We start from the raw sequence: 21,216 nt of genomic DNA, 5'->3' as shown, positions 1-21,216 counted from the left end.
AGTGCGAGGCGCACGGAGCGCAGCGACGAGACATATCGCGAAGATAGGCGAGGAGCGAGCACCGCGCAACGACGCAATCGGGCCGCGCAGCAGATCGATTCACAAGCTCGGACAAGAAATACCGCTAAAGCGTCGCCCGCTCCCCGATCCCCAGAGCCGGCACGCCGCCTCACGGGGATCGAAGGGAGCGATTGCATGGCCAAGGAATACCTCTTCACCTCCGAATCCGTCTCGGAAGGGCACCCGGACAAGGTCGCCGACCAGATCTCCGACGGCGTGCTCGACGTCATCCTCGGCGAAGACCCCCACGGGCGCGTCGCCTGCGAGACCCTCGTCTCCACCGGGCTGGTGGTCATCTCCGGCGAGATCACCACCAAGGCGCACCCCAACTACCGCGAGATCGCGCAGGACGTCATCCGCCGCATCGGCTACGATGATTCCGACATCGGCTTCGACTACAAGTCCTGCGCCATCCTCACCGCCATCAACCGCCAGTCGCCCGACATCGCCCAGGGCGTGGGCAAGGCTTTCGACGACCCGCTCGACCAAGGCGCCGGCGACCAGGGCCTCATGTTCGGCTACGCCTGCACGGAAACCCCGGTGCTCATGCCGCTGCCCATCTACTACGCCCACCGCCTCATGCAGCGCCAGGCCGAAGTGCGCAAGGACGGCCGGCTTCCCTGGCTGCGGCCCGACGCCAAGTCGCAGGTGACGGTGCGCTACGTCGACGGCAAACCCACCCAGGTGGAGACGGTCGTCCTCTCCACCCAGCACCACCCCGACATCACCTACGACGAGATCCGCGAGGCGGTGATCGAGGAGATCATCCACCCCATCATTCCGCCGCAGCTGCGCGCCCCCGACATCAAATACCTCATCAACCCCACCGGGCGCTTCGTCGTCGGCGGGCCGCACGGCGACTGCGGCCTCACTGGGCGCAAGATCATCGTCGACACCTACGGCGGCGCGGCGCACCACGGCGGCGGCGCCTTCAGCGGCAAGGACCCCTCCAAGGTCGACCGCTCGGCGGCCTACGCCGCCCGCTACGTGGCGAAGAACATCGTGGCCGCGGGGCTGGCGGATCGCTGCGAAGTGCAGATCGCCTACGCCATCGGCGTGGCCCGCCCGGTGAGCCTCATGGTCGAGACTTTCGGCACGGGCAAGATCCCCGACGAGAAAATCGAGACGCTGGTGCGCCAGCACTTCGACCTGCGTCCGCGCGGCATCATCCAGATGCTCGATCTGCTACGCCCCATCTATTCCAAGACCGCCGTGTATGGTCACTTCGGCCGCGAGGAACCCGAATTCACCTGGGAGATGCTCGACAAGGCCGAAGCGCTGCGCTCCGACGCCGGGCTGTAACGCCCACCCCGCGGGCGGCCGGACCTCCGGCCGCCCTTGGTGCTACGCCCTTTTGCTATAATCCCCGCCAACCGAGGAGCGCTGCAACCCGCACGGGCCAGGCTCGGTTCAGATCCAACGGCGCTCACCCGTCTTCTCCGGCCGGACGGAAGACGCAGGTGAGCTGCGCATCCGCTCGGCCTCGTTCCCGAATAGGAGCATTTCGATGAACCAGGCCGCATCCATTTCCGAGTACGTCGTCGCCGATCTTTCGCTGGCCGAATGGGGCCGCAAGGAGATCCGCATCGCCGAGAGCGAGATGCCCGCCCTCATGGCGCTGCGCCGCGAATACGCCGAGCAACAGCCCCTGGCCGGCGCCCGCATCTCCGGCAGCCTGCACATGACCATCCAGACCGCCGTGCTCATCGAGACGCTGGTGGCGCTGGGCGCTCAGGTGCGCTGGGCCTCGTGCAACATCTTCTCCACCCAGGATCACGCCGCCGCGGCCATCGCCGCCGAAGGCATCCCCGTCTTCGCCAAGAAAGGCGAGACGCTGGAAGAATACTGGGACTACACCCACCGCATCTTCGAGTGGCCCGACGGCGGCCATTCCAACATGATCCTCGACGACGGGGGCGACGCCACGCTCCTGCTGCACCTGGGCGCCAAGGCCGAGCGCGACCCGAGCGTGCTCGACCACCCCACGACCCTCGAAGAAAAGGTGCTCTTCGCCCGGGTGCGCGCGCAGCTCGAGCGCGACCCCACCTGGTATTCGCGGCGCATCGCGGCGATCCGCGGCGTCACCGAAGAGACCACCACCGGCGTGCATCGCCTCTACCAGATGCAGGAGCGCGGCGAACTGCGCTTTCCGGCGATCAACGTCAACGACTCGGTCACCAAGTCCAAGTTCGACAACCTCTACGGCTGCCGCGAATCGCTCCTCGACGGCATCAAGCGCGCCACCGACGTGATGATCGCCGGCAAGATCGCCGTCGTCTGCGGCTACGGCGACGTGGGCAAGGGCTCGGCCCAGGCGCTGCGGGCGCTGCGCGCCGAAGTGTGGGTCACCGAGATCGACCCCATCTGCGCCCTGCAGGCGGCGATGGAAGGCTACCGTGTGGTGACCATGGAAGAAGCCTGCGACAAGGCCGACATTTTCGTCACCGCCACCGGCAACTACCACGTCATCACCCACGAGCACATGCGCCGCATGAAAGACCAGGCGATCGTGTGCAACATCGGCCACTTCGACAACGAGATCGACGTCGATTCGCTGCGCCACTACCGCTGGGAGAACATCAAGCCGCAGGTCGACCACGTCATCTTCCCCGACGGCAAGCGCATCATCCTGCTCGCCGAAGGGCGGCTGGTAAACCTCGGCTGCGCCACCGGGCACCCCAGTTTCGTGATGAGCTCGTCGTTTGCCAACCAGGTGCTCGCGCAGATCGAACTCTACACGCACCCCGAGCGCTACCCCGTGGGCGTCTATCGACTGCCCAAACAGCTCGACGAGAAAGTCGCCCGGCTGCAGCTCACCCGCCTCAACGTCCAGCTCACCCGGCTCACGCCCGAGCAGGCGGCCTACATCGGCGTGCCCCTCGACGGGCCCTACAAGGCCGAACACTACCGCTACTGAGCCTGTAGACGCCGACCGTCGCGTGCGACGGCGGCGCCCCCTGATCCCACCACTCTCCCCAGGAGCGACCGATGCCGCCGCTCGAGATCTCCGTCGAATTCTTCCCCCCACAAACGCCCGAAGGGGAGGCCAAGCTCGAGGAGGCGCGCCGGCGCCTCACCCAGCGCCTGCGCCCGGCCTACCATTCCGTCACCTACGGTGCCGGCGGCTCCACCCGCGAGCGCACCTTCGCCGTGGTCGAGCGGCTGCACCGCGACGGGCTCGACGTCGCCCCCCACCTCTCCTGCATCGGCGCCACCCGCGCCCAGATCCGCGACATCCTGCAACAGTACCAGGCGCTCGGCGTGCGCCGCCTCGTGGCGCTCAGGGGCGACCTCCCCTCCGGCGTGCGCGACCCCGGCGAGCTGCGCTACGCGAGCGAGCTCGTCGACTTCATCCGCGCCGAAACGGGCGATCACTTCTGGATCGCCGTCGCCGCCTACCCCGAATACCACCCGCAGGCAGCAAGCGCCCTGGCCGACCTCGACGCGTTTGCCCGCAAGATGCACGCCGGCGCCGACTGCGCCCTAACGCAGTACTTCTACAACCCCGACGCCTACGCCCACTTCGTCGAGGAAGCCGGAAAACGCAGCGTCACCGCCCCCATCGTGCCCGGCATCATGCCGATCACCAGTTTCGCGCGGCTCGCGCGCTTCTCGGATGCCTGCGGCGCCGAAATCCCGCGCTGGATCCGCAAGAAGATGGAAGCCTACGGCGACGATGCCGAATCGGTGCGCGCCTTCGGGCTCGAAGTAGTCGTGCGCCTGTGCGAGCGCCTGCTCCAGCTCGGCGCCCCGGGGCTGCATTTCTACACCATGAACCAGGCCGAGCCGACGCTGGCGATTGCCGAGGCGCTGGGCTTGACAGCACACCGCAGCAGGTGATCGCTGCGGCGCAGCCCCCGAAGCCGGCGCATCGCCCGGCGCTTCCACGGCCTCGCAAGGACGATCTCCCGATCACGTCGCGCAGGGCAGCGCCGCGCCCCAAGCTGCGAACCTTCTTGCCGTCTGGCCGGTCGATGCTTACACTAAAAGCATGATGCATGTAGCGGAGCCTTCCATGTCGAGCTTGACGATCTCCCAGATCGACGAAACCCTAGAGTCGGCCTTGAAACGGCGTGCCGCGCAAGACGGCGTTTCGGTGGAAGAGGAAGCCCGGCGTCTGCTGCGTCGCGCCGTGCTGGAAGAGGAAACGCCAGGGCTTGGCCAGCGCATTGCTCAGCGCTTCCACGACCTCGGAGTGGACGGTCTCCCCATCCCCCCCCGCACGGCCCCGCGACCGCCTCCCTTCCAAGACGAGACGGCATGATCCTGCTCGATACCAATGTCCTGTCCGAACTCATGCGCCCCACCCCGGCGCCGCAGGTGCTCGCCTGGCTCGATCGCCAAGTGCCCTCCCAGGTCTACCTCTGTGCCACCGTCCGTGCCGAAATCGAACTGGGCATCGCCCTTTTGCCAGACGGCCGGAAGCGCCAAGCACTCTACAGCGTTGCGCAGAGCATGTTCCGAGAAAATTTTGCCGATCGCTGCCTTCCCTTCGATGAGTCCGCCGCCATTCGCTATGCGGAAATCGTGGCAGTGCGCCTGCGCACTGGACGTCCGATCAGCGTAGAAGATGCCCAGATCGCGGCGACCGCCCTCAGTTGCGACCTGACGCTCGCAAGCCGCAACGTACGCGATTTTTCTGGCATTCCGGGTCTGCGCCTCGTCGATCCATGGGCGATGACACCTTGAGGTCAATGGTCTTTAAGCCCGCCATACGCCAACCGAAATACTCCGTTCGCCCCTTATAATTCAAACGGCTTCTTGCCGTGAGCCCCCATGCACACTGCCCTCGCTCTGCTCGCCGGCCCCCTTTTCGAGCACTCGCCCGACGCCATCCTCATCGCCGATACGAACGGCGTGGTGCGCGACGTCAATGCCGAATTCACCCGGCTCACCGGCTACGCACGCGAGGAAATCGTGGGCAAGACGCCGCGCCTGCTCAAGTCCGGCCAGATGCCCCTCGAGTTCTACCGCACGCTCTGGCAAACGGTGCTCTCCGGGCAGCGCTGGCGCAACGACATCCTCAACCGCCGCAAGGACGGTTCGCTCTACTGGGCCGACGAGATCATCCAGCCGATCACGCTCGACGGGGAAACGGTGCTGGTCTCTTTTCAGCGGGACGTCACCGAGCTGCGGCGGATGCGAGAAGCGCTGGACGAAGAACGCGCCCGCCTGGACGGTTTTCTGCGCGCGAGCCCCGCCGTGCTCTACGCAGTTCCGGCCAACGGCACCACTCAACCCCTCTTCGTCAGCGAGAACGTCAAGGACCTCTTGGGCAACCTACCGGTAGAACCGTGTTCCGATCCGCATTGGTGGCTGGAGCGCATCCACCCCGAGGATCGCGACGCGGTGCAGCGCACGCTCGACTTCCGCCGCTGGCCCGACGACACGCTCCTGCGCCGCTACCGGCTGCGCCATGCCGACGGCCACTATGTCTGGGTGGAAGACAAGGTCACCCTGGTACGCGACGGACAAGGTCGGCCCCAGTTTCTCAGCGGAGCACTCCTCGACGTCAGCCGCGAAGCCGAGCAAAGGGCGCTGCTCGACAAGCTCGCCCGCCACCTGCCCGGCGTCATCTACATCTTCAAACGTACACCGGACGATCACATGTCCTTCCCCTACGCGAGCGAAGGCATGCGCCGCATCTGCGGCATCGACCCGGAAGCGGTGCGCGAAGACGCCACGCCCTTCTTTGCCTCGGTGCACCCCGAAGACCAGGCGGCGATGAGGGAAACCTCCGACCATTCCGTGGCCACGCTCGAACCCTGGCGGCTCTTCTACCGGCACGTGCACCCCGACGGGCGCATCGTCTGGGCCGAGGGCGAAGCCACCCCCGAACGCCAGCCCGACGGATCCACCCTGTGGTACGGCTTCATCGCCGACGTCACCGCGCGCGTCGAGGCCGAGCGCAAGCTGCGCGAGCAGGAAGTCCTCTACCACACCGTGCTCGATAACCTCTAGGAAATCTGCTACGTGGCCGAGGTCACCCCCGAGGGATTCCGCTTCCGCACTGGCAACGCCAAGCTCTACGAGCTGTTCGGCCTGTCGCCCGAGCGCTGGATCGGCGCGAGCCCCCGCGAGCTCTTTCCACCGCAGACCGCCGAACACATCGAAAAGAATCTCCGACGCAGTCTGGAGGAAGGACGGACCCTGCGCACCGAGACCGCGATGGCTACCGCCCACGGCTGGCGCGAGTTCTCGGCCTCCATCACCCCCCTGTTCGACGAAAACGGCCGGGCACGCTACCTCGTCGGCCTGGTGATGGACGTCACCGAGTACAAGCGCGCCATCCGCCGCGCCCAGGAAGCCTCGAGGATCGCCGCCGAGCGAGCGCAGACCCTGAAGACGCTGCTCGATGCCGTCGGCGAAGGCATTTTCGGCATCGACACGGACGGTGCGATCGTCTTCTGGAACCCCGCGGCGGAGCGTATCCTCGGCTACCGCGCCAGCGAAGTCCTCGGGCTCGACGCCCATCAGACGATCCACGGTCAGCACCCCGACGGCACGCCCCATCCGCGCCAGGAATGCCCCGTGCTACGGTCCTTGCTGGAAAACCGCCTCATCGAACGGGTGGAAAGCTACTTCTGCCACCTCGACGGACACCTGATCCCCGTGCTGCTCACCGCCACGCCCGTACCGGGCAGCGGCGCCGTGGTCGTCTTCACCGACATCACGCAGCTCAAGTCCCTCCAGGAAGAACTGCAACACCAGGCCGAGACCGATCCGCTCACGGGCTTGGCCAATCGCCGACGGTTCTTCACCGCCCTGCTGCTTGCCGGCGAACGCGTGGCCCGCAAAGGGGACCGTTGCGCCGTCCTGATGCTCGATCTCGATCACTTCAAAGCGGTGAACGACCGCTACGGGCACGCCGTAGGCGATACCGTGCTGCGCTCCTTTGCCGAGATCCTGCGCGATTCGCTGCGCAGCTCCGATCTCGCCGGCCGCGTCGGCGGCGAAGAATTCGCCGTGCTCCTGCCGCACACCGATCTTGCCGGCGCGCTTCTGCTCGCCGAGCGCATCCGCCACGCCGTGGCCTCCTACTGCCGCGTGCCCCAACACCCCGAACTGCGCATGACGGTAAGCATCGGCGCCAGCGAACTGCTGCCCGAAGACCCCTCCCCCGAAGTCGCCCTCGCGCGCGCCGACGCCGCGCTCTATCGCGCCAAGCAGGCCGGGCGCAACCGGGTGGTGGCCGCCTGTGCGACCTCGCAGCCCGATTGACCCGGCCCTCGCTCACTCTGATCGCTCAAGACGGCCCACCCTTCCGGCCAAAGTATCGCTCCGTCTCCGCCTTCACCACCCGGGCGAGCAGCAGCAAGGCCACCAGGTTGGGCACCGCCATCAGGCCATTGGCCACGTCCGAGAAATTCCACACCAGCTCCAGCTTCACCGTGGCTCCCACCAGGATCACCGCCACGAACACCGTGCGGTAGATGCGGATCGCCTTGTGCCCGAAGAGGAACTCGAACGCTTTCTCGCCATAGTAGCTCCAGCCGATCACCGTGGAATAGGCAAAGAGCACGGTGGCGATGATCACCACCCAGGCACCGACGCTGCCGAGGTTGTGCGCGAAACTGCGCATCGTCAGATCCGCCGGCGAAACCCCTTCGAGCCAGTGCGGCGCCGTCAGGATCACCAGCGCTGTCATGGTGCACACCACCAGGGTGTCGATGAAGGTCTGGGTCATCGACACCAGGGCCTGTTTCACCGGATCGTCGGTCTTGGCTGCCGCCGCGGCGATCGGCGCCGACCCCAGCCCTGATTCGTTGGAGAACACGCCGCGCGCCAGGCCATAGCGCATCGCCGCCGCCACCGTTGCCCCAGCGAAGCCGCCCGCGGCCGCATGCGGGTGGAAGGCGTAGTAGAAGATCGATTCGAGCGCCGGCAGCAGTCGATCCCATTGCAAAACGAGCACGACGATCGCCGCCAGGCAGTAGAAAAAGATCATGAAGGGCACGAGCCAGGCAGTGAAGCGCCCGATGCTCTTCACCCCGCCCAGGATCACCAGCGCGGTGAGAAAGAGCATCACGCCGCCCGAGACCCAGGTTGGGATGCCGGCGGTGGAGGCGAGCAGCTGCGACACCGCATTGACCTGCGTCATGTTACCGATGCCGAAGGAGGCGATCACGGTGAAGACGGCAAAGAGTACGCCGAGCCAGCGCATCCCCAGACCGTTGGTAAGGTAATACATCGGCCCGCCCTTGTAGCCGAGCGCCCCCGGCTCGCGGTACTTCACCGCCAGTACCGCCTCGGCATACTTCGTGGCCATGCCCACCAGCCCCGTCACCCACATCCAGAATACCGCGCCCGGCCCACCAAGGGTGATGGCGGTCGCCACCCCGACGATGTTGCCGATACCCACGGTGGCCGCAAGCGCCGTGGTGAGCGCGGCGAAATGGCTGATGTCTCCCGCGGCGCTCGGCTCCTTGTGGAAGATCAGGCGAAAAGCATGCCCCAAAGCGCGGAACTGCACGCCCCGCAGCACGATGGTGAGATACAGGCCGGTGCCCACCAGCAACACCAGCATCGGCACGCCCCAGACGAAGTTGGCCAACGTCGAGAGCAATCGGTCTAGGGTTTCCATGTCTCGCTCCTCTTTGGTGTTTTAGGTCGGTTCACGCTCAAGGAAGGCGTCGGCGCGATCGCATGATGATAAGCCGAGGTTGTACCGCTCCTCAACCCTCCCCTGCCGGGGTGCGATTGACTTCGATGGTCAGGTGACTCAGGGCCGACAGGTCTTTGAGCCGCTCCTTGTACTGCTGGGCGCTCTCCGGCTGCGAGGAATCGAGCGTGACGATGCAGGCGAAGGTCTGCGGTCCCAGGCGCCAGACGTGCAGATCGGTGACGCGGGTGAGGCCGTCGCGCTGCAGGCGATCGACGATCTCGTGCTCGAGCGCGCCGAAATCCTCCGCGTCGAGCAGCGAGCGCATGGACGTGCGCGCAAGCCCCGCGCTCCAATAGAGGATGACGGCGGCGCCGACCAGGCCGATCAAGGGGTCGAACCACGCCCACCCCCCCCATTTCCCCGCAGCGAGCGCGGCGATCGCCAGCACCGAGGTGAAGGCATCGGCCAGCACGTGCAGGAAGGCGCCGCGGTAGTTCGGATCGACCGGGGCGCGCCCGATCGTCTCCGCGACCGTCGCCCCACCCTGCTGCTTCGGCGCACGACCATGCTCGTGCCCATGCGCCGTATTATCCCCTTCATGCCCGTGGCCGTGCGCATGTCCATGACCGTGGTCATGCTCGTGCCCCGCCCCAAGGATCACGGCGCTCGCCAGGTTCACGACGAGTCCGATCACCGCCACCAGCAGCGCCTCGTCGTAGGCGATCGTGCGCGGCGCAAGCAGCCGCTCGACCGACTCCCACACCAGCCCCAGGGCGACGAGCGCAAGCAGCAGCGCGCTGGTATAGCCGCCGAGCGCGCTCACCTTGCCGGTGCCGAAGGTGAAGCGCGGGTTGGCGGCATGCCGCTCGGCATAGTGATAGGCGAACACCGCCACGCCGAGCGCGGCCACGTGCGAGCCCATGTGCCAACCATCGGCGGTGAGCGCCATCGAACCGGTGAGATAGCCGAAGGCGATCTCGAAGAGCATGGTCACGAAGGTGAGCGCCACCACCCACGCGGTGCGGCGCATGCGCTGCCGGGCATGGGGATCGACTTCGAAGGGATGCTGCCAGGGCTCGAGCGGTGGCGTGGAAGACATGGTCGAAGCCATGAAAAAGGTCCGGTGCCAGAACGATTCTCATTCTAGCACCGGACCCACGCGAGCACGGCTCGCGCCAAACTCCAGCGCGACCGACTCCCGCTCAGGATTACGGCTTGATCGCGACCTTCAGCACGCCGTCGCGCTGGTTGGCGAAGAGGTCGTAAGCGGCCACGATGTCGTCGAGCTTATAGTGGTGCGTCACGAGCGGCGTGAGGTCCACGCGGCGGCTGGCGACCACTTCGAGCAGGCGACGCATGCGCTCCTTGCCGCCGGGGCACAGGGTGGTGACGATCTTGTGGTTACCCAGCCCGGCGGCGAAGGCATCGAGCGGCAGTTCGAGTTTGCCGGAATACACGCCCAGGCTCGAGAGCGTGCCGCCCGGCTTGAGCGCGCGCAGGCAGGATTCGAACGTGCGCTGGGTGCCCAGCGCCTCGATGGCCACGTCCACGCCGCGCCCGTTGGTGATCTCCATGATCTTCTGTACCGGATCGACCTGCTTGAAGTCGATGACGATGTCGGCCCCGAGCCGACGGGCGATCTCGGCGCGCTCCGGCACCGTTTCCACGGCGATGATCTTGGTGGCGCCCTTGAGCTTCGCTCCCGCAGTGGCGCACAGGCCGATGGGCCCCTGGGCGAAGACGACGACGATGTCGCCGATGCGCACTTCGCCGCTCTCGGCCCCCGAAAACCCCGTGCTCATGATGTCGGGGCACATCAGCACTTCTTCGTCGGTGAGGCCATCGGGAACGGGAGTGAGGTTTGCCTGGGCGTTGGGGATGCGCACGTACTCGGCCTGGCAGCCGTCGATGGTGTTGCCCAGTTGCCAGCCGCCCATGACCTTGCCGCCGCACTGGCTGGAGACGCCGTCGAGGCAACTGTTGCACTGCCCACAGGGCGTGATCGCCCCGGCGATGACGCGCTGGCCGACTTCGAAGCCGGTGACGGCGCTGCCGAGCTTCTCGATGATGCCCACCGGTTCATGACCGATGATGAGGCCGGGCCGCACGGGGTATTCCCCCTTGAGGATGTGCACGTCGGTGCCGCAGATCGTCGTGGTGGTGACGCGCAGCAGCGCATCGGTGGGCCCGATCTCGGGAATCGGGCGCTCCTGCAGCTCGATGCGCCCCGGCGCGACGAACACGGCGGCTTTCATGGTCTTCTTCATAGAGTTCTCCTTGCACGACGGTGAAGCGGCACCATGCGGCCTCACACTTCCATCAGCATAGCACCGTCGTGGTGTCAGGATCATGAAAACGCGGATTTGCCAGAAAAAACCACGTCATTTTTCGCATCGATCCGCCTCGCCCTGCCCTAAAATGTTCAGCAACCATCCTTCCGAGCCGAGGTCCAATCATGTCTCTCAGCGTAAAGAGCAAGCTCATCACCTCGTTCTGCGCCGTGGCGGCGATGATCGCCGTCGTGATCACCGTCACTTCTTACAATCTGTCGCTCATGGCGGAGGCCGTCGAGGAAGTCGACCGCTCGCACGGGGTCATTACTGCCCTCACCCGCATGCGCGAGGCGCTCATCAACATGGAGACCGGCGTACGCGGTTTCGCCCTCTCGGGCAAGGAGAGTTTTCTCGAGCCGGTCCAGATCGGCGAACAGGAATTCCAGAAGGCATTCCAGGAAGCTTTGGCAAACACCCAAACTCCGCAGCGCCGCGCGGCGATCGAACGGCTGGCAGCCATGGGCAAGGAGTGGCAGCAGCAAGGGCTCACGCCGCTGATCGCCCTGCGGCAAGAAATCAATGCCGGCAGGGCCTCGTTTGCCGAGATGGAAGCGCTCGTGCGCAGCGAGCGCGGCAAGGCCAAAATGGATGAGATTCGCGTCACCTTTGCCCAAATCATTGAAGAACGGCACGGACTGCTCCAGCAACGGCTGGAAAGATTGGACGAAGTCTCGACCCAGACGCATTGGGTTCTATACGGCAGCGGCGCGGTGGCCTTCGCCCTGGCGATCACGCTCGCCCTGGCGCTCGCGCGCAGCATCGGAGGGCGCATCGCCATCGCCCTGCAGGCGGCCGAGGCCACCGCTGCCGGGGATCTCACCACGCCGGTGCGCGTCGAGGGTAGCGACGAGATCGGCCGGATGCTACAGGCGGTGGCCACGATGCAGCAATCGCTGCGCGAGATGCTGGGAGAGATCCGGCGCAACACCGATCACCTCTCCGAGGCCGCCACGACGCTTGCCACCGTCGCCGGTGACGTGGAGCGCGCCGTCAATGAACAGAACGACGCCTCCTCCACCATGGCCGCGGCGGTGGAAGAGCTCACGGTGAGCATCGGCGAGGTGGCGAAGAACGCCGAGGAAGCGAGCAGCGTGGCCCGCGAATCGGGTGCCATCGCCAAGGAAGGTGGCGAGGTGATGCAGCGCACGGTCGAGAGCATCAAGAAGATCGCCGATCGCGTCACCGAAACGGCCAAGGACATCGGCCAGCTGGAGAAACATTCCGCCGAGATCACCTCCATCGTCAACGTGATCGAGACGATCGCCGAGCAGACGAACCTGCTCGCCTTGAACGCCGCCATCGAAGCGGCGCGCGCCGGCGAATACGGCCGCGGCTTCGCGGTGGTGGCCGACGAGGTGAGGAAACTGGCCGAGCGCACCACCGTGTCGACCCAGGAGATCACCGAGATGATCGCCCACATCCAGCAGGGCACGAAGCAGGCCGTGACGGCGATGGAGACCAGCGTGGCCGAGGTCGAACAGGGGGTGCAGCTCGCCAACGCCGCGGGCGAGTCGATCGAGCGCATCGCCGAGGGCTCGGGGCGCGTCATCGACTACGCCAGCCACATCTCCGACGCGCTCAAGGAACAGTCGGTGGCCAGCAACCAGGTGGCGCGCAACGTCGAGACCATCGTGCAGATGGCCGACAAGAACCATCAGACGGTCAACCGCGCCACCGCCGCCGCGAAACTCATCGAAGACGCGATGCAGACGCTGCGCCAGGCGGTAGGCCGGTTCAAGATCGGCTAGGGTTCAGCGCGTCCGGCGAACACCCGCAGCCGGGCCGGCACGAGCCGCACCGGTTGACCGGGGGAAAGCGCCAAGGCAGCGCAGCGCTCGCGCGGCAGCTCGACCTCGAAGCGGCGCGCGGGCTCGCCCTCCCCGTCCAGTTCCACCCGGGCGCTCGCCCCGAAGGCAAGGATTCGGGCCACGCGCGCCGGCACGCCCTGCCCCGACTCGGCCGGAACGATGTCGAGCTCGAAAGGCCGGGCGAAGGCGACCACCTCCTCACCGGCGGGAAGCGGTGCCTCGTGCGGCAGCAGCGACTCGCCCACCCGCAGCCCCGTTGCTTCCATACGCCCCTCGAAGCGGTTGACCGAGCCGAGGAAGTCATAGACGAAGGGCGTGGCGGGATGATGATAGACCTCCTCGGGCGAGCCCACCTGCTCGACCCGGCCGCGGTGCATCAGCACCACGCGATCAGCCACTTCCAGCGCCTCTTCCTGGTCATGCGTGACGAAAATGGAAGTGACGTGCAGCTCGTCGTGCAGGCGCCGAAGCCAACGGCGCAGCTCCTTGCGCACTTTCGCATCCAGCGCCCCGAAGGGTTCGTCGAGCAGCAGCACCTTGGGTTCGACCGCCAGGGCCCGGGCGAGCGCGATGCGCTGGCGCTGCCCGCCGGAGAGCTGCGAGGGGAAACGATCGGCGATCCAGTCGAGTTGCACGAGTTCGAGCAGCGCCATCACGCGGCGGCGGATCTCGGCCTCGCTCGGGCGCTCGCGCCGCGGTTTCATGCGCAGGCCAAACGCCACGTTGTCGAACACGCTCATGTGCCGGAAGAGCGCGTAGTGCTGGAAGACAAAACCGACGCGGCGTTCGCGCACGTGGGTGTCGGAAGCGTCCTCGCCGTCGAAGAGCACCTGCCCCGAGTCGGGCTGCTCCAAGCCGGCGATCACGCGCAGCAGAGTGGTCTTGCCGCAGCCCGAAGGGCCCAGCAGCGCCACGAGTTCCCCGTCGGGAAAGGCGAGCGAGACGTCGGCCAGCGCAGTAAAGGCGCCAAAACGCTTGCAGATGTGTCGGACTTCGATGCTCATGTGCGGCTCCCACGGCGCAGGGCGGCAAAATCGCCGCGCCGCTCGATGGCGTGCTTGACGACCAGGGTCACCAGGGCGAGCAGCGCCAGGAGCGAGGCGACGGCGAACGCCGCCGAGAACTGGTATTCGTTGTAGAGAATCTCGACGTGCAGCGGCAGGGTGGTGGTCTGGCCGCGGATGTGTCCGGAGACGACGCTCACCGCGCCGAATTCGCCCATGGCGCGGGCATTGGTGAGGATCACCCCGTAGAGCAGACCCCACTTGACGTTGGGCAGGGTCACGTGCCAGAAGGTGCGCCAGCCGCTCGCGCCCAGCACCACCGCCGCCTCTTCCTCCTCGCGCCCCTGCGCCTGCATGAGCGGCACGAGCTCGCGCGCCACAAAGGGGAAGGTGACGAAGACGGTGGCGAGCACGATGCCGGGCACGGCGAAGAGGATCTTCACCTCGTGCGCCGCGAGCCAGGCGCCGAACCAGCCGGAACTGCCGAAGAGCAGCACCAGCCCCAACCCCGCCACCACCGGCGAGACCGAGAAGGGCAGATCGATCAGGGTGAGCAGCAGTGCCTTGCCGCGGAAGGAAAATTTCGCGATCGCCCAGGCAGCCGCCACCCCGAAGACGAGGTTGAGCGGCACGGCGATGGCGGCGGCCAGCAGCGTCAGTTTCAGGGCGGCGAGCGCGTCGGGCTCGACGAGTGCGGCCAGATACACCGCCCAGCCCTTGCGCAGCGCCTCGACGAAGACGGCCGCAAGCGGCAGCAGCAGAAAGAGACCGAAGAAGGCGAGCGCGAGCGCAATCAGGGCGCGTCGCACCCAGACGGGCTCGGTGGTGACCGGCCGCACGGCAGCGCGGCGGGCGGGCAGTTCGAGCGCGGGCAACGCGGCAACGGCGTCCATGTCATTGCTCCTTGCCGCCGCGACGGGCGGCCCAAGCTTGCAGGGCGTTGATGACGAGCAAGAGGGTGAAGGAAATGACCAGCATCACCGTGGCGATGGCGGTGGCGCCCGCCTCGTCGTACTGTTCGAGCTGGCCGATGATGAGCAGCGGCACGATCTCCGAGACGAAAGGGATGTTCCCGGCGATGAAGATCACCGAGCCGTACTCCCCCACGGCACGGGCGAAGGCGAGCGCAAACCCGGTGACGGTGGCCGGCAGCACGTGCGGCAGGATCACGTGGCGGAACACCTGCCAGCGGCTCGCCCCCAGGCTCGCGGCCGCCTCCTCGAATTCCGGCTCGAATTCCTCCAACACCGGCTGCACCGTGCGCACCACGAAAGGAATGCCGATGAAGACGAGCGCCACGAGAATGCCCAGCGGCGTGAACGCGACCTTGACCCCGAGCGCGGCGAGCCACCCGCCCAACCAGCCGTTGGGCGCGTAGAGCGCGGTGAGTGCGATGCCGGCCACCGCCGTGGGCAGCGCGAACGGCAGGTCGATGAGGGCGTCGACCAGGCGCTTGCCGGGAAAGGAATAGCGCACCAGCACCCAGGCAAGCAGCAGGCCGAAGACGGCATCGATCGCCGCCGCCGCGAGCGCCGCCCCGAAAGAAAGCCGGTAGGCGGCGAGCACCCGCGGGTTGCTCACCACGTCCACGAACTCGCCCCAGCCCAGCTCCAGCGTTTTGCCGAACACCGCCGCCACCGGCAGCAGCACGATGAGCGAGAGGTAGAGCAGCGTATAGCCCAGCGTGAGGCGGAAACCCGGCAGCACGCCCGTGTGCGCAGCCATCATTTCTGCCCGAGGATCTGGTCGAGCACGCCGCCATCGGCGAAGTGCGTGCGCTGCACCGCCGCCCAGCCGCCGAAGACTTCTTCCACGGTGAAGGTGCGCACCTCGGGGAAACGCGCCGCGTGACGCTGGCGCACCTGGGGGTCACTGGGGCGGAAGTAGTGCTTGGCCATCACCTCCTGCGCCGGTTCGCTGAAGAGAAACTGCAAATAAGCGCGCGCCACCTCTGCCGTGCCGCGTTTGGCCACCACCGGCTCCACCACCGCCACCGGCGCCGGCGCCTCGATGGAGACGGACGGATAGACGATCTCGAACTCCTTGCCGCCCAGCTCCTGCGCGATCAGGCGAGCCTCGTTCTCGAAGGTGACGAGCACATCGCCCACGCCGCGCTGGGTGAAGGTGGTGGTCGCCCCGCGCCCGCCGCCGTCGAGCACCGGCACGTTGCGAAAGAGCCTGGTGACGAAGGCGCGCGCCCCCTCGTCCGAGCCCGTCTTCTGCCGGGCGTAGCCCCAGGCCGCGAGATAGGTATAGCGGCCGTTGCCCGTCACCTTGGGATTGGGCACGATCACCTGCACCCCCTCGCGCACGAGATCGTCCCAATCGCGGATGGCCTTGGGATTGCCCTGACGCACGAGGAAGACCATGGTGCTGGAATAAGGTGCCGCCTGATTGGGAAAACGCGTGCGCCAGTCGGGCGCGACGAACCCGCGCTCGGCCAGGAGCTCGAGGTCGGACGCCTGGTTCATGGTCACCACGTCCGCCTCCAGCCCCGCCGCCACGGCAAGCGCCTGCTTGGACGAGCCGCCATGCGACTGGCGGATCGTCACCGCCTCCCCCTTGCTCGCCTGCCAGGACGCGGCGAAGAGCGGGTTGATCTCTTTATAGAGCTCGCGCGAGACGTCGTAAGAGACGTTGAGCAGGCTCGTCTCGGCCCGCGCCGGGCCGGCCGCGACCAGTGTCAGCAAGGCCGCCAGGGCGGCAAGAAAACGCCAGGAACGCATCATCCATCCTCCGGTGAGATGAAGAAGATGGTAGCGAAGGGGTATAGGCGGTTCAACGGGGTGGGGGTTGGTAGGTTATTCTTCGAAAGAATAAATTCGATTAACCGTATCCATTTGGCTAAAGTACTGCAGGGTTTCCCCTTGCCTCGATATACAATGGAAAAAACAGGGGGCCCTTCGACCTTGCACCATCGCCGGCTCGTCATGCTCATGATCTGCGCTCTCCTCCTCAAGGGACTGTGGGCAGGGCCGATTCTGGCCGCAGAACATGCAGCCCCTCCCCTGCCGACGCATGGCTCGTTTGTTGCCGATCACCCGACCTGCCACACGGAACACCCGCTCGCTGCCAAAGCCAGCGCCCCATGCCAGCTGCACTGCGCGGTCGCGTTTTCGCCCTGCCTACCCATCCAACCTGTTGTCTTCCACCACATGGGACGACCGGTCTTACTGGCACACAGCCGTTCGCTTAAACCGGGCGAGACCCCGCAGCCTGACCATCCCCCACCCCGAGCCTGATTCTCCCTGCACACCCTCGATCCAAGCCGGACATCCTGCCCGGCCGAATGTCGCACGCCCTTTACATGGCAAGGAGAATCTCATGCCCATGACGCATTACATGGAACTGCTGGCCCAAAACCAGCCTTGGAATCTGATCCTTTTCATGGCGATCCCCGTCATCCTCGCGGAGACGGTGGCCATCACCGAATTGTTCATCCTCTTGCTTCGCTCTCGAGGCGGTTGGCTGCGCGCCCTCAACCGCTTGGCCAGTATCCTCGCCGGTGTGTATTTCCTGGGGGTATTCGCCTACCTCCTGCCCAACGTCGTCGTGCCGCTCACCCTCACCGGCCAGTGGCGCGGCATGATCGACATGATCGCCGTCGGTTTCTATCTCTCTGGTGCGATCCCCTTGGCAGGGCTCGCGCTCCTTGATCTCGGCGTACTCGCCCGTTCAAGCCCTGAAGAGCGCAAGCTCTTCCTCCATGCCCTGCTGGTGGCGGCATTCCTGGTACTCTCCCATGTAGCCATGATTTTCGGCATGATGAATCCTTATCTCATCGACCAAGACGCTGCACACATGCCAACAGAGCATATGATAAACCACTGAAGTTGAGAGAAAAGCATGCCGACGGCCAGACGGGAATGACGCGGACGGATCGTCGGCGTGCTGGTTCAACGCAATCGTCCGGGACCTGACAAGTAAGTCTGGCGGAACGGTTTTCAGCACGGTACGGCGGGAAACGGGATTCATGTTCGCTCTCCTCACTTCGTCACGATGCGGTCGAACACGCCGCCGTCGGCGAAATGCTCCTGCTGCACTTTTTGCCAACCGCCGAAGTCCTCGATCGTCAGCAGTTCGAGCTTGGGGAAACGGGCGAGGTCGGCCGGGTCGGCGTATTGGGGATGGACAGGGCGGTAGTAATGCTTGGCCGCGAGGCGCTGGCCCTCGGGGGAATAGAGGTATTCGAGGTAGGCGCGGGCGATCTCGGCGGTGCCGCGTCGGCTGACGACGCTGTCGACCACCGCCACCGGCGGCTCGGCGAGCACGGACACCGACGGGACGACGATCTCGAAGGTGTCCGGGCCGGATTCCTGCAGGGCAAGGAAGGCTTCGTTTTCCCAGGCAAGCAGCACGTCGCCCAGGCCACGCTGGACGAAGGTGTTGGTGGCGCCGCGGGCGCCGGCGTCGAGCACGGCCACGCGGCGATAGAGTTCGCGCAAATAGTCGGTGGCCTTGCGCTCATCGCCGGGCCAGCGCTTGTGCGCCCAGGCGAGCGCCGCGAGGTAGTTCCAGCGCGCCCCGCCGGAAGTCTTGGGGTTGGGCGTGATGACGGAGACGTCACCTTTGACGAGATCGTCCCAGTCGCGGATGGCCTTGGGATTGCCCTTGCGCACGAGGAAGACGATGGTCGAAGTGTAGGGGGCGCTGCGCTGCGGCAGGCGCTGCTGCCAGTCGGGGGCGAGCTTGCCCGCCTGGGCAATGGCATCGATGTCGTAACCCAGCGCCAGGGTGACGACGTCGGCCTCCAGCCCATGGATCACCGCCAGCGCCTGCTTGCCCGAGCCGCCGTGCGACTGGCGAACCGTCACCGTCTCCCCGGTGCGCTCTTTCCAGTGGCGCGCGAAGGCGGCATCATAGGCTTGGTAGAACTCCCGTGTGGGATCGTACGAGACGTTGAGCAGCGACACGTCGGCACGCGCGCTGCCCAGCGCCAAGGCCGCCGCGGCGGCGAGAAAGAGCGAACGAGGTGTGAAACGCATGGCGATCTCCCGACTGATGATGACCCCATGGTAACGAGGCAACATAGTCGGGAGAAGCGAATTTTTTGTAGTTTTATATAATCTAAAAGAATTTATCAGTCACGACAGAGAACGGGAGCAATAAGTCCCCTGGAACTGAAAGTGCCCAACACAGCCACACGCGAAGCGATGGCCGAAGCCCGGGCGATACGACAGACCCGGCGAGCCCGTTTTTCCTCCGCCGAGGTGCTCTTCGACGACCTCGAAGAAACCGCCTACCAGTAAGCGGACCAGGCCACCGCGAGCGGCCGACTATACGCGCGCGTTTCGCCAGGATCGGGAGCGACTGAGCCGATCAAGGCGCTATGATCTGCGTCGGCTCAAAGAGGTGATGCTGTTGCTCATTGCCAACGATGGCCCGCTCGGCGCCGAGTGAAAACGGCGCGGACTGAAAGTCAGCGCCCAGAGGCACCCACCTATCGTCGCCAGAGACTTGTTCGCAATCCCTATTTATGCTTTTTCGATAAACTCGTTCGCTCTCGAGACCAGAGGAAAATTCTCCGGATGGCGAATGGACTCGATGGACAGATCGATATCGAGTTTCGGCCAATAGAGGTGATTGGGGCTTGGCCTTTCCACGTCGCAGATTTGCTCGACGCTCGCCTTTTTGAACCAAGGAAAATTCGCGAAGGGAAGCATCAATTCTTCTTCGTCGAGGAGCAACCAAAAGCCATTTTTGGAAATATGTGTCACTTCAACGGTCGAAGTGCTTGTGCCAGGCATCGATGATCTCCTGCAAATGACGTTCCACGACCCGTTATCTCATTCCCCGCTTCCGGACAGTCCCCGAAGCGAGCGCGTGGGCGGCGCGGGCGGTCTCCGGCAGGCGGTAGCGCGTGGTGCAGGCCATCACCCAGTCTACGGCGCGCTCGAGGCTCACGCGATGGCCGATGGAGACGTAGACGGGGTGCACGCCCACGCGGGTGCGCAGCACGGCGCCGATGATTTCCTCTCCGTCGCGCAGTGGCACCCAGGCGCCGCGCTCTTGCGGCACCGGGTCGTGCGTGCCGACGAGGCGCGACTTGGCCACGCCGATGCTGGGCAGATCGGTGAGCACGCCCAGATGGCAGGCGATACCGCAGCGGCGCGGATGCGCCCGGCCGTGGCCGTCGACGAGGAGCAGATCGGGCGGGGCCGAGAGCCGCTCCAGCGCCTGCAGCACCACCGGCAGCTCACGAAAGGAAAGCAGACCCGGCACGTAGGGGAAGTCCACCTCGTCCTCCGCGACCGCCGTCTCGCTCGAGGCGAGCGAGGGGAAATCGAGCACGGCGACGGCGGCCCGTCCCCGAGTGCCGCCGCCGGGAAAGCCGACGTCGACGCCGGCCACGCGACGTACCGGGCCGTTCGCGTCCTCGCACACGACCCGCCGGGCGATCTCGCGCTGCAGGGCGATCGCCTCGTCCACCGTGCGGGGGTGCAGCAGGGAGAGATCCGTCATCCACCCTCCCCTGCCGCCGTGGCCGCGGAAACGGGACGGGGCCGCCGGCTCATCATCACCACGCCGGCGATCACCAGGCCGCAGCCGGCAAGCTGGGTGAGGGAGAGCGACTCGTCGAGCAGCCAGGCGCTGAGCAGCAGGGTGAGCACGGGGCCGAGGGTGGCGCTCATCGAAACGGGTCCGGATCCGAGGCGACGGATGGCTTCGGAGACGAGCCATACCGGGGCGACGGTGGAGACGAGCGCCATGGCGAGGCCGAGCCACAGCACCGGCGCCGGTTGCTGCCACAGCGAAGGCAGGGGGCGCATGACGGCGAACTGGCCGAGCACGAGCAGGCAGGCGAAAGTCGTCGCCCAGGCGCTCAGGCGGGAAGCGCCGATTTGCGCCACCACCTGGCCGGTGCCGAGAAGGTAGAGTGCGTAGGCCACGGCCGAGGCGAAGACGAGCCCGCCGCCCAGCCAGACGTCGTGCGCGCTGCCGGGATTCTGGCCAAGGTCGTGCACTAGCGCGAGCGCGAGCCCGGCGTAGCAGACGACCAGTGAAGCGAGGGTTCGACGGTCGAGCCGCGTGCCGAGGAAGGCCGCCGACATCAGCACGACCAGTGTCGGGTAGCAGAAGAGGATCATGCGCTCCAGGCCGGCGCTGATGTAGCGCAACCCGAGGAAGTCGAGGTAGCTCGAGCCGTAATAGCCGAGGAAACCGAGCACGAAGAGAATACCCCACTGCCGCACGCTGAGGCGGTGTGCCGCCCTTTGCTCCGCCGCCCAGCCGAGCAGCAGGAAGAACGGCAAGGCGAAGCCCATGCGCAGGGCGAGGATGGTCTCGGCGTCGACGCCGTAGCGGTAGGCGAGCTTGACGAGCACCGCCTTGAAGGAGAAACCGAACGCGCCGGCAAAAGCCATCCACCAGCCGAGCGCAGGGTGTTCCCGGATCGTCATCGTCTT

General features: G+C 66.1%; 21 protein-coding genes, 1 pseudogene and 1 riboswitch. Of the genes and pseudogenes, 11 read left to right on the top strand and 11 right to left on the bottom strand.

From position 1 onward, the window contains the following. Positions 1 to 195 precede the first annotated feature (195 nt). The 7 genes from metK to EPD82_RS06385 all read left to right on the top strand — a co-directional run bounded on the left by metK (position 196) and on the right by EPD82_RS06385 (position 7,281). Positions 196 to 1,362: a methionine adenosyltransferase gene (gene metK / locus EPD82_RS06415; RefSeq protein WP_028873871.1), complete on the top strand. Its 1,167-nt coding sequence runs from the start codon at positions 196 to 198 to the stop codon at positions 1,360 to 1,362. 67 nt (positions 1,363 to 1,429) lie between these two features. Continuing rightward, positions 1,430 to 1,495, top strand: a riboswitch (S-adenosyl-L-homocysteine riboswitch). A 72-nt stretch (positions 1,496 to 1,567) separates the two neighbouring features. Then, positions 1,568 to 2,977 carry an adenosylhomocysteinase gene (gene ahcY / locus EPD82_RS06410; RefSeq protein ID WP_141056163.1) on the top strand — a complete coding sequence of 470 codons (1,410 nt, stop codon included), beginning with the start codon at positions 1,568 to 1,570 and terminating at the stop codon, positions 2,975 to 2,977. 71 nt (positions 2,978 to 3,048) lie between these two features. After that, positions 3,049 to 3,900, top strand: coding sequence for a methylenetetrahydrofolate reductase [NAD(P)H] (gene metF / locus EPD82_RS06405; RefSeq protein WP_141056162.1), 852 nt, complete (start codon positions 3,049 to 3,051; stop codon positions 3,898 to 3,900). A gap of 175 nt (positions 3,901 to 4,075) precedes the next feature. After that, positions 4,076 to 4,324: a FitA-like ribbon-helix-helix domain-containing protein gene (locus EPD82_RS06400; protein ID WP_028873868.1), complete on the top strand. Its 249-nt coding sequence runs from the start codon at positions 4,076 to 4,078 to the stop codon at positions 4,322 to 4,324. After that, on the top strand, positions 4,321 to 4,749 hold the full coding sequence (locus EPD82_RS06395) for a type II toxin-antitoxin system VapC family toxin (RefSeq protein WP_028873867.1): 429 nt from the start codon (positions 4,321 to 4,323) through the stop codon (positions 4,747 to 4,749). Before EPD82_RS06400 ends, EPD82_RS06395 begins: the two co-directional genes overlap by 4 nt. Before the next feature lie 87 nt (positions 4,750 to 4,836). Further along, the gene (locus EPD82_RS06390; RefSeq protein WP_141056161.1) at positions 4,837 to 6,021 is read left to right on the top strand and encodes a PAS domain-containing protein; all 1,185 of its coding nucleotides are present in this window, start codon (positions 4,837 to 4,839) and stop codon (positions 6,019 to 6,021) included. A 12-nt stretch (positions 6,022 to 6,033) separates the two neighbouring features. After that, positions 6,034 to 7,281 carry a sensor domain-containing diguanylate cyclase gene (locus EPD82_RS06385; RefSeq protein WP_141056160.1) on the top strand — a complete coding sequence of 416 codons (1,248 nt, stop codon included), beginning with the start codon at positions 6,034 to 6,036 and terminating at the stop codon, positions 7,279 to 7,281. Positions 7,282 to 7,306: 25 nt separating this feature from the next. Here the strand turns inward: EPD82_RS06385 and EPD82_RS06380 are convergent, their stop codons facing one another. The 3 genes from EPD82_RS06380 to EPD82_RS06370 form a co-directional block, all read right to left on the bottom strand. Next, entirely contained in the window at positions 7,307 to 8,644 is a 1,338-nt protein-coding gene (locus EPD82_RS06380; RefSeq protein ID WP_141056159.1) for an alanine/glycine:cation symporter family protein, read from the bottom strand. A gap of 91 nt (positions 8,645 to 8,735) precedes the next feature. Beyond that, positions 8,736 to 9,776, bottom strand: coding sequence for a CDF family Co(II)/Ni(II) efflux transporter DmeF (gene dmeF / locus EPD82_RS06375; RefSeq protein ID WP_206202219.1), 1,041 nt, complete (start codon positions 9,774 to 9,776; stop codon positions 8,736 to 8,738). Between the two features lie 97 nt (positions 9,777 to 9,873). Continuing rightward, a complete protein-coding gene (locus EPD82_RS06370) occupies positions 9,874 to 10,932 on the bottom strand; it encodes an NAD(P)-dependent alcohol dehydrogenase (protein ID WP_037989189.1) in 1,059 nt (352 codons plus the stop codon). A 188-nt stretch (positions 10,933 to 11,120) separates the two neighbouring features. On the opposite strand from EPD82_RS06370, the gene EPD82_RS06365 reads away from it, so the two are divergent. Next, positions 11,121 to 12,746, top strand: coding sequence for a methyl-accepting chemotaxis protein (locus EPD82_RS06365; protein ID WP_141056158.1), 1,626 nt, complete (start codon positions 11,121 to 11,123; stop codon positions 12,744 to 12,746). Here the strand turns inward: EPD82_RS06365 and EPD82_RS06360 are convergent. From EPD82_RS06360 to EPD82_RS06345, 4 genes are read right to left on the bottom strand one after another with little or no spacing between them, the layout of a single operon-like run. After that, the gene (locus EPD82_RS06360; RefSeq protein ID WP_141056157.1) at positions 12,743 to 13,810 is read right to left on the bottom strand and encodes a sulfate/molybdate ABC transporter ATP-binding protein; all 1,068 of its coding nucleotides are present in this window, start codon (positions 13,808 to 13,810) and stop codon (positions 12,743 to 12,745) included. The two genes, EPD82_RS06365 and EPD82_RS06360, sit on opposite strands and share 4 nt — an antisense overlap. Continuing rightward, complete coding sequence (cysW, locus tag EPD82_RS06355) at positions 13,807 to 14,703, bottom strand: sulfate ABC transporter permease subunit CysW (protein WP_055423978.1); 897 nt, start codon at positions 14,701 to 14,703, stop codon at positions 13,807 to 13,809. Before cysW ends, EPD82_RS06360 begins: the two co-directional genes overlap by 4 nt. 1 nt (position 14,704) lies before the next feature. Next, positions 14,705 to 15,538, bottom strand: a complete 834-nt coding sequence (cysT, locus tag EPD82_RS06350; RefSeq protein ID WP_198289064.1) for a sulfate ABC transporter permease subunit CysT — start codon at positions 15,536 to 15,538, stop codon at positions 14,705 to 14,707. Beyond that, entirely contained in the window at positions 15,535 to 16,539 is a 1,005-nt protein-coding gene (locus EPD82_RS06345; RefSeq protein ID WP_055423980.1) for a sulfate ABC transporter substrate-binding protein, read from the bottom strand. The genes cysT and EPD82_RS06345 overlap by 4 nt, the downstream gene beginning before the upstream one ends. Positions 16,540 to 17,134: 595 nt before the next feature. Between EPD82_RS06345 and EPD82_RS06340 the strand changes: the two genes are divergently transcribed. After that, the gene (locus EPD82_RS06340; protein WP_055423981.1) at positions 17,135 to 17,641 is read left to right on the top strand and encodes a DUF6803 family protein; all 507 of its coding nucleotides are present in this window, start codon (positions 17,135 to 17,137) and stop codon (positions 17,639 to 17,641) included. Between the two features lie 155 nt (positions 17,642 to 17,796). On the opposite strand, the gene EPD82_RS06335 is transcribed toward EPD82_RS06340, so the two are convergent. After that, on the bottom strand, positions 17,797 to 18,795 hold the full coding sequence (locus EPD82_RS06335) for a sulfate ABC transporter substrate-binding protein (protein WP_141056156.1): 999 nt from the start codon (positions 18,793 to 18,795) through the stop codon (positions 17,797 to 17,799). 141 nt (positions 18,796 to 18,936) lie between these two features. Between EPD82_RS06335 and EPD82_RS12255 the strand changes: the two genes are divergently transcribed. Together EPD82_RS12255 and EPD82_RS12395 are read left to right on the top strand one after the other, a co-directional pair. Further along, entirely contained in the window at positions 18,937 to 19,059 is a 123-nt protein-coding gene (locus EPD82_RS12255; protein WP_276607289.1) for a hypothetical protein, read from the top strand. Continuing rightward, positions 19,034 to 19,207: pseudogene (locus EPD82_RS12395) on the top strand (type II toxin-antitoxin system YafQ family toxin); the annotation flags it as partial. The gene EPD82_RS12255 and the pseudogene EPD82_RS12395, both read left to right, overlap by 26 nt. A gap of 77 nt (positions 19,208 to 19,284) precedes the next feature. Here the strand turns inward: EPD82_RS12395 and EPD82_RS06330 are convergent. Genes EPD82_RS06330 through EPD82_RS06320 form a run of 3 tightly spaced genes read right to left on the bottom strand, consistent with a single transcriptional unit; the run spans position 19,285 to position 21,210 of the window. Continuing rightward, entirely contained in the window at positions 19,285 to 19,557 is a 273-nt protein-coding gene (locus EPD82_RS06330; RefSeq protein WP_028873850.1) for a DUF2442 domain-containing protein, read from the bottom strand. 34 nt (positions 19,558 to 19,591) lie between these two features. Next, entirely contained in the window at positions 19,592 to 20,272 is a 681-nt protein-coding gene (gene nfi / locus EPD82_RS06325) for a deoxyribonuclease V (protein WP_141056155.1), read from the bottom strand. After that, complete coding sequence (locus EPD82_RS06320) at positions 20,269 to 21,210, bottom strand: DMT family transporter (RefSeq protein WP_206202218.1); 942 nt, start codon at positions 21,208 to 21,210, stop codon at positions 20,269 to 20,271. The genes nfi and EPD82_RS06320 overlap by 4 nt, the downstream gene beginning before the upstream one ends. Positions 21,211 to 21,216: the final 6 nt, after the last annotated feature.

The organism is Tepidiphilus succinatimandens, from assembly GCF_006503695.1.
GTDB lineage: Bacteria > Pseudomonadota > Gammaproteobacteria > Burkholderiales > Rhodocyclaceae > Tepidiphilus > Tepidiphilus succinatimandens.
This window is presented reverse-complemented; position numbering and strand designations above follow the sequence as displayed.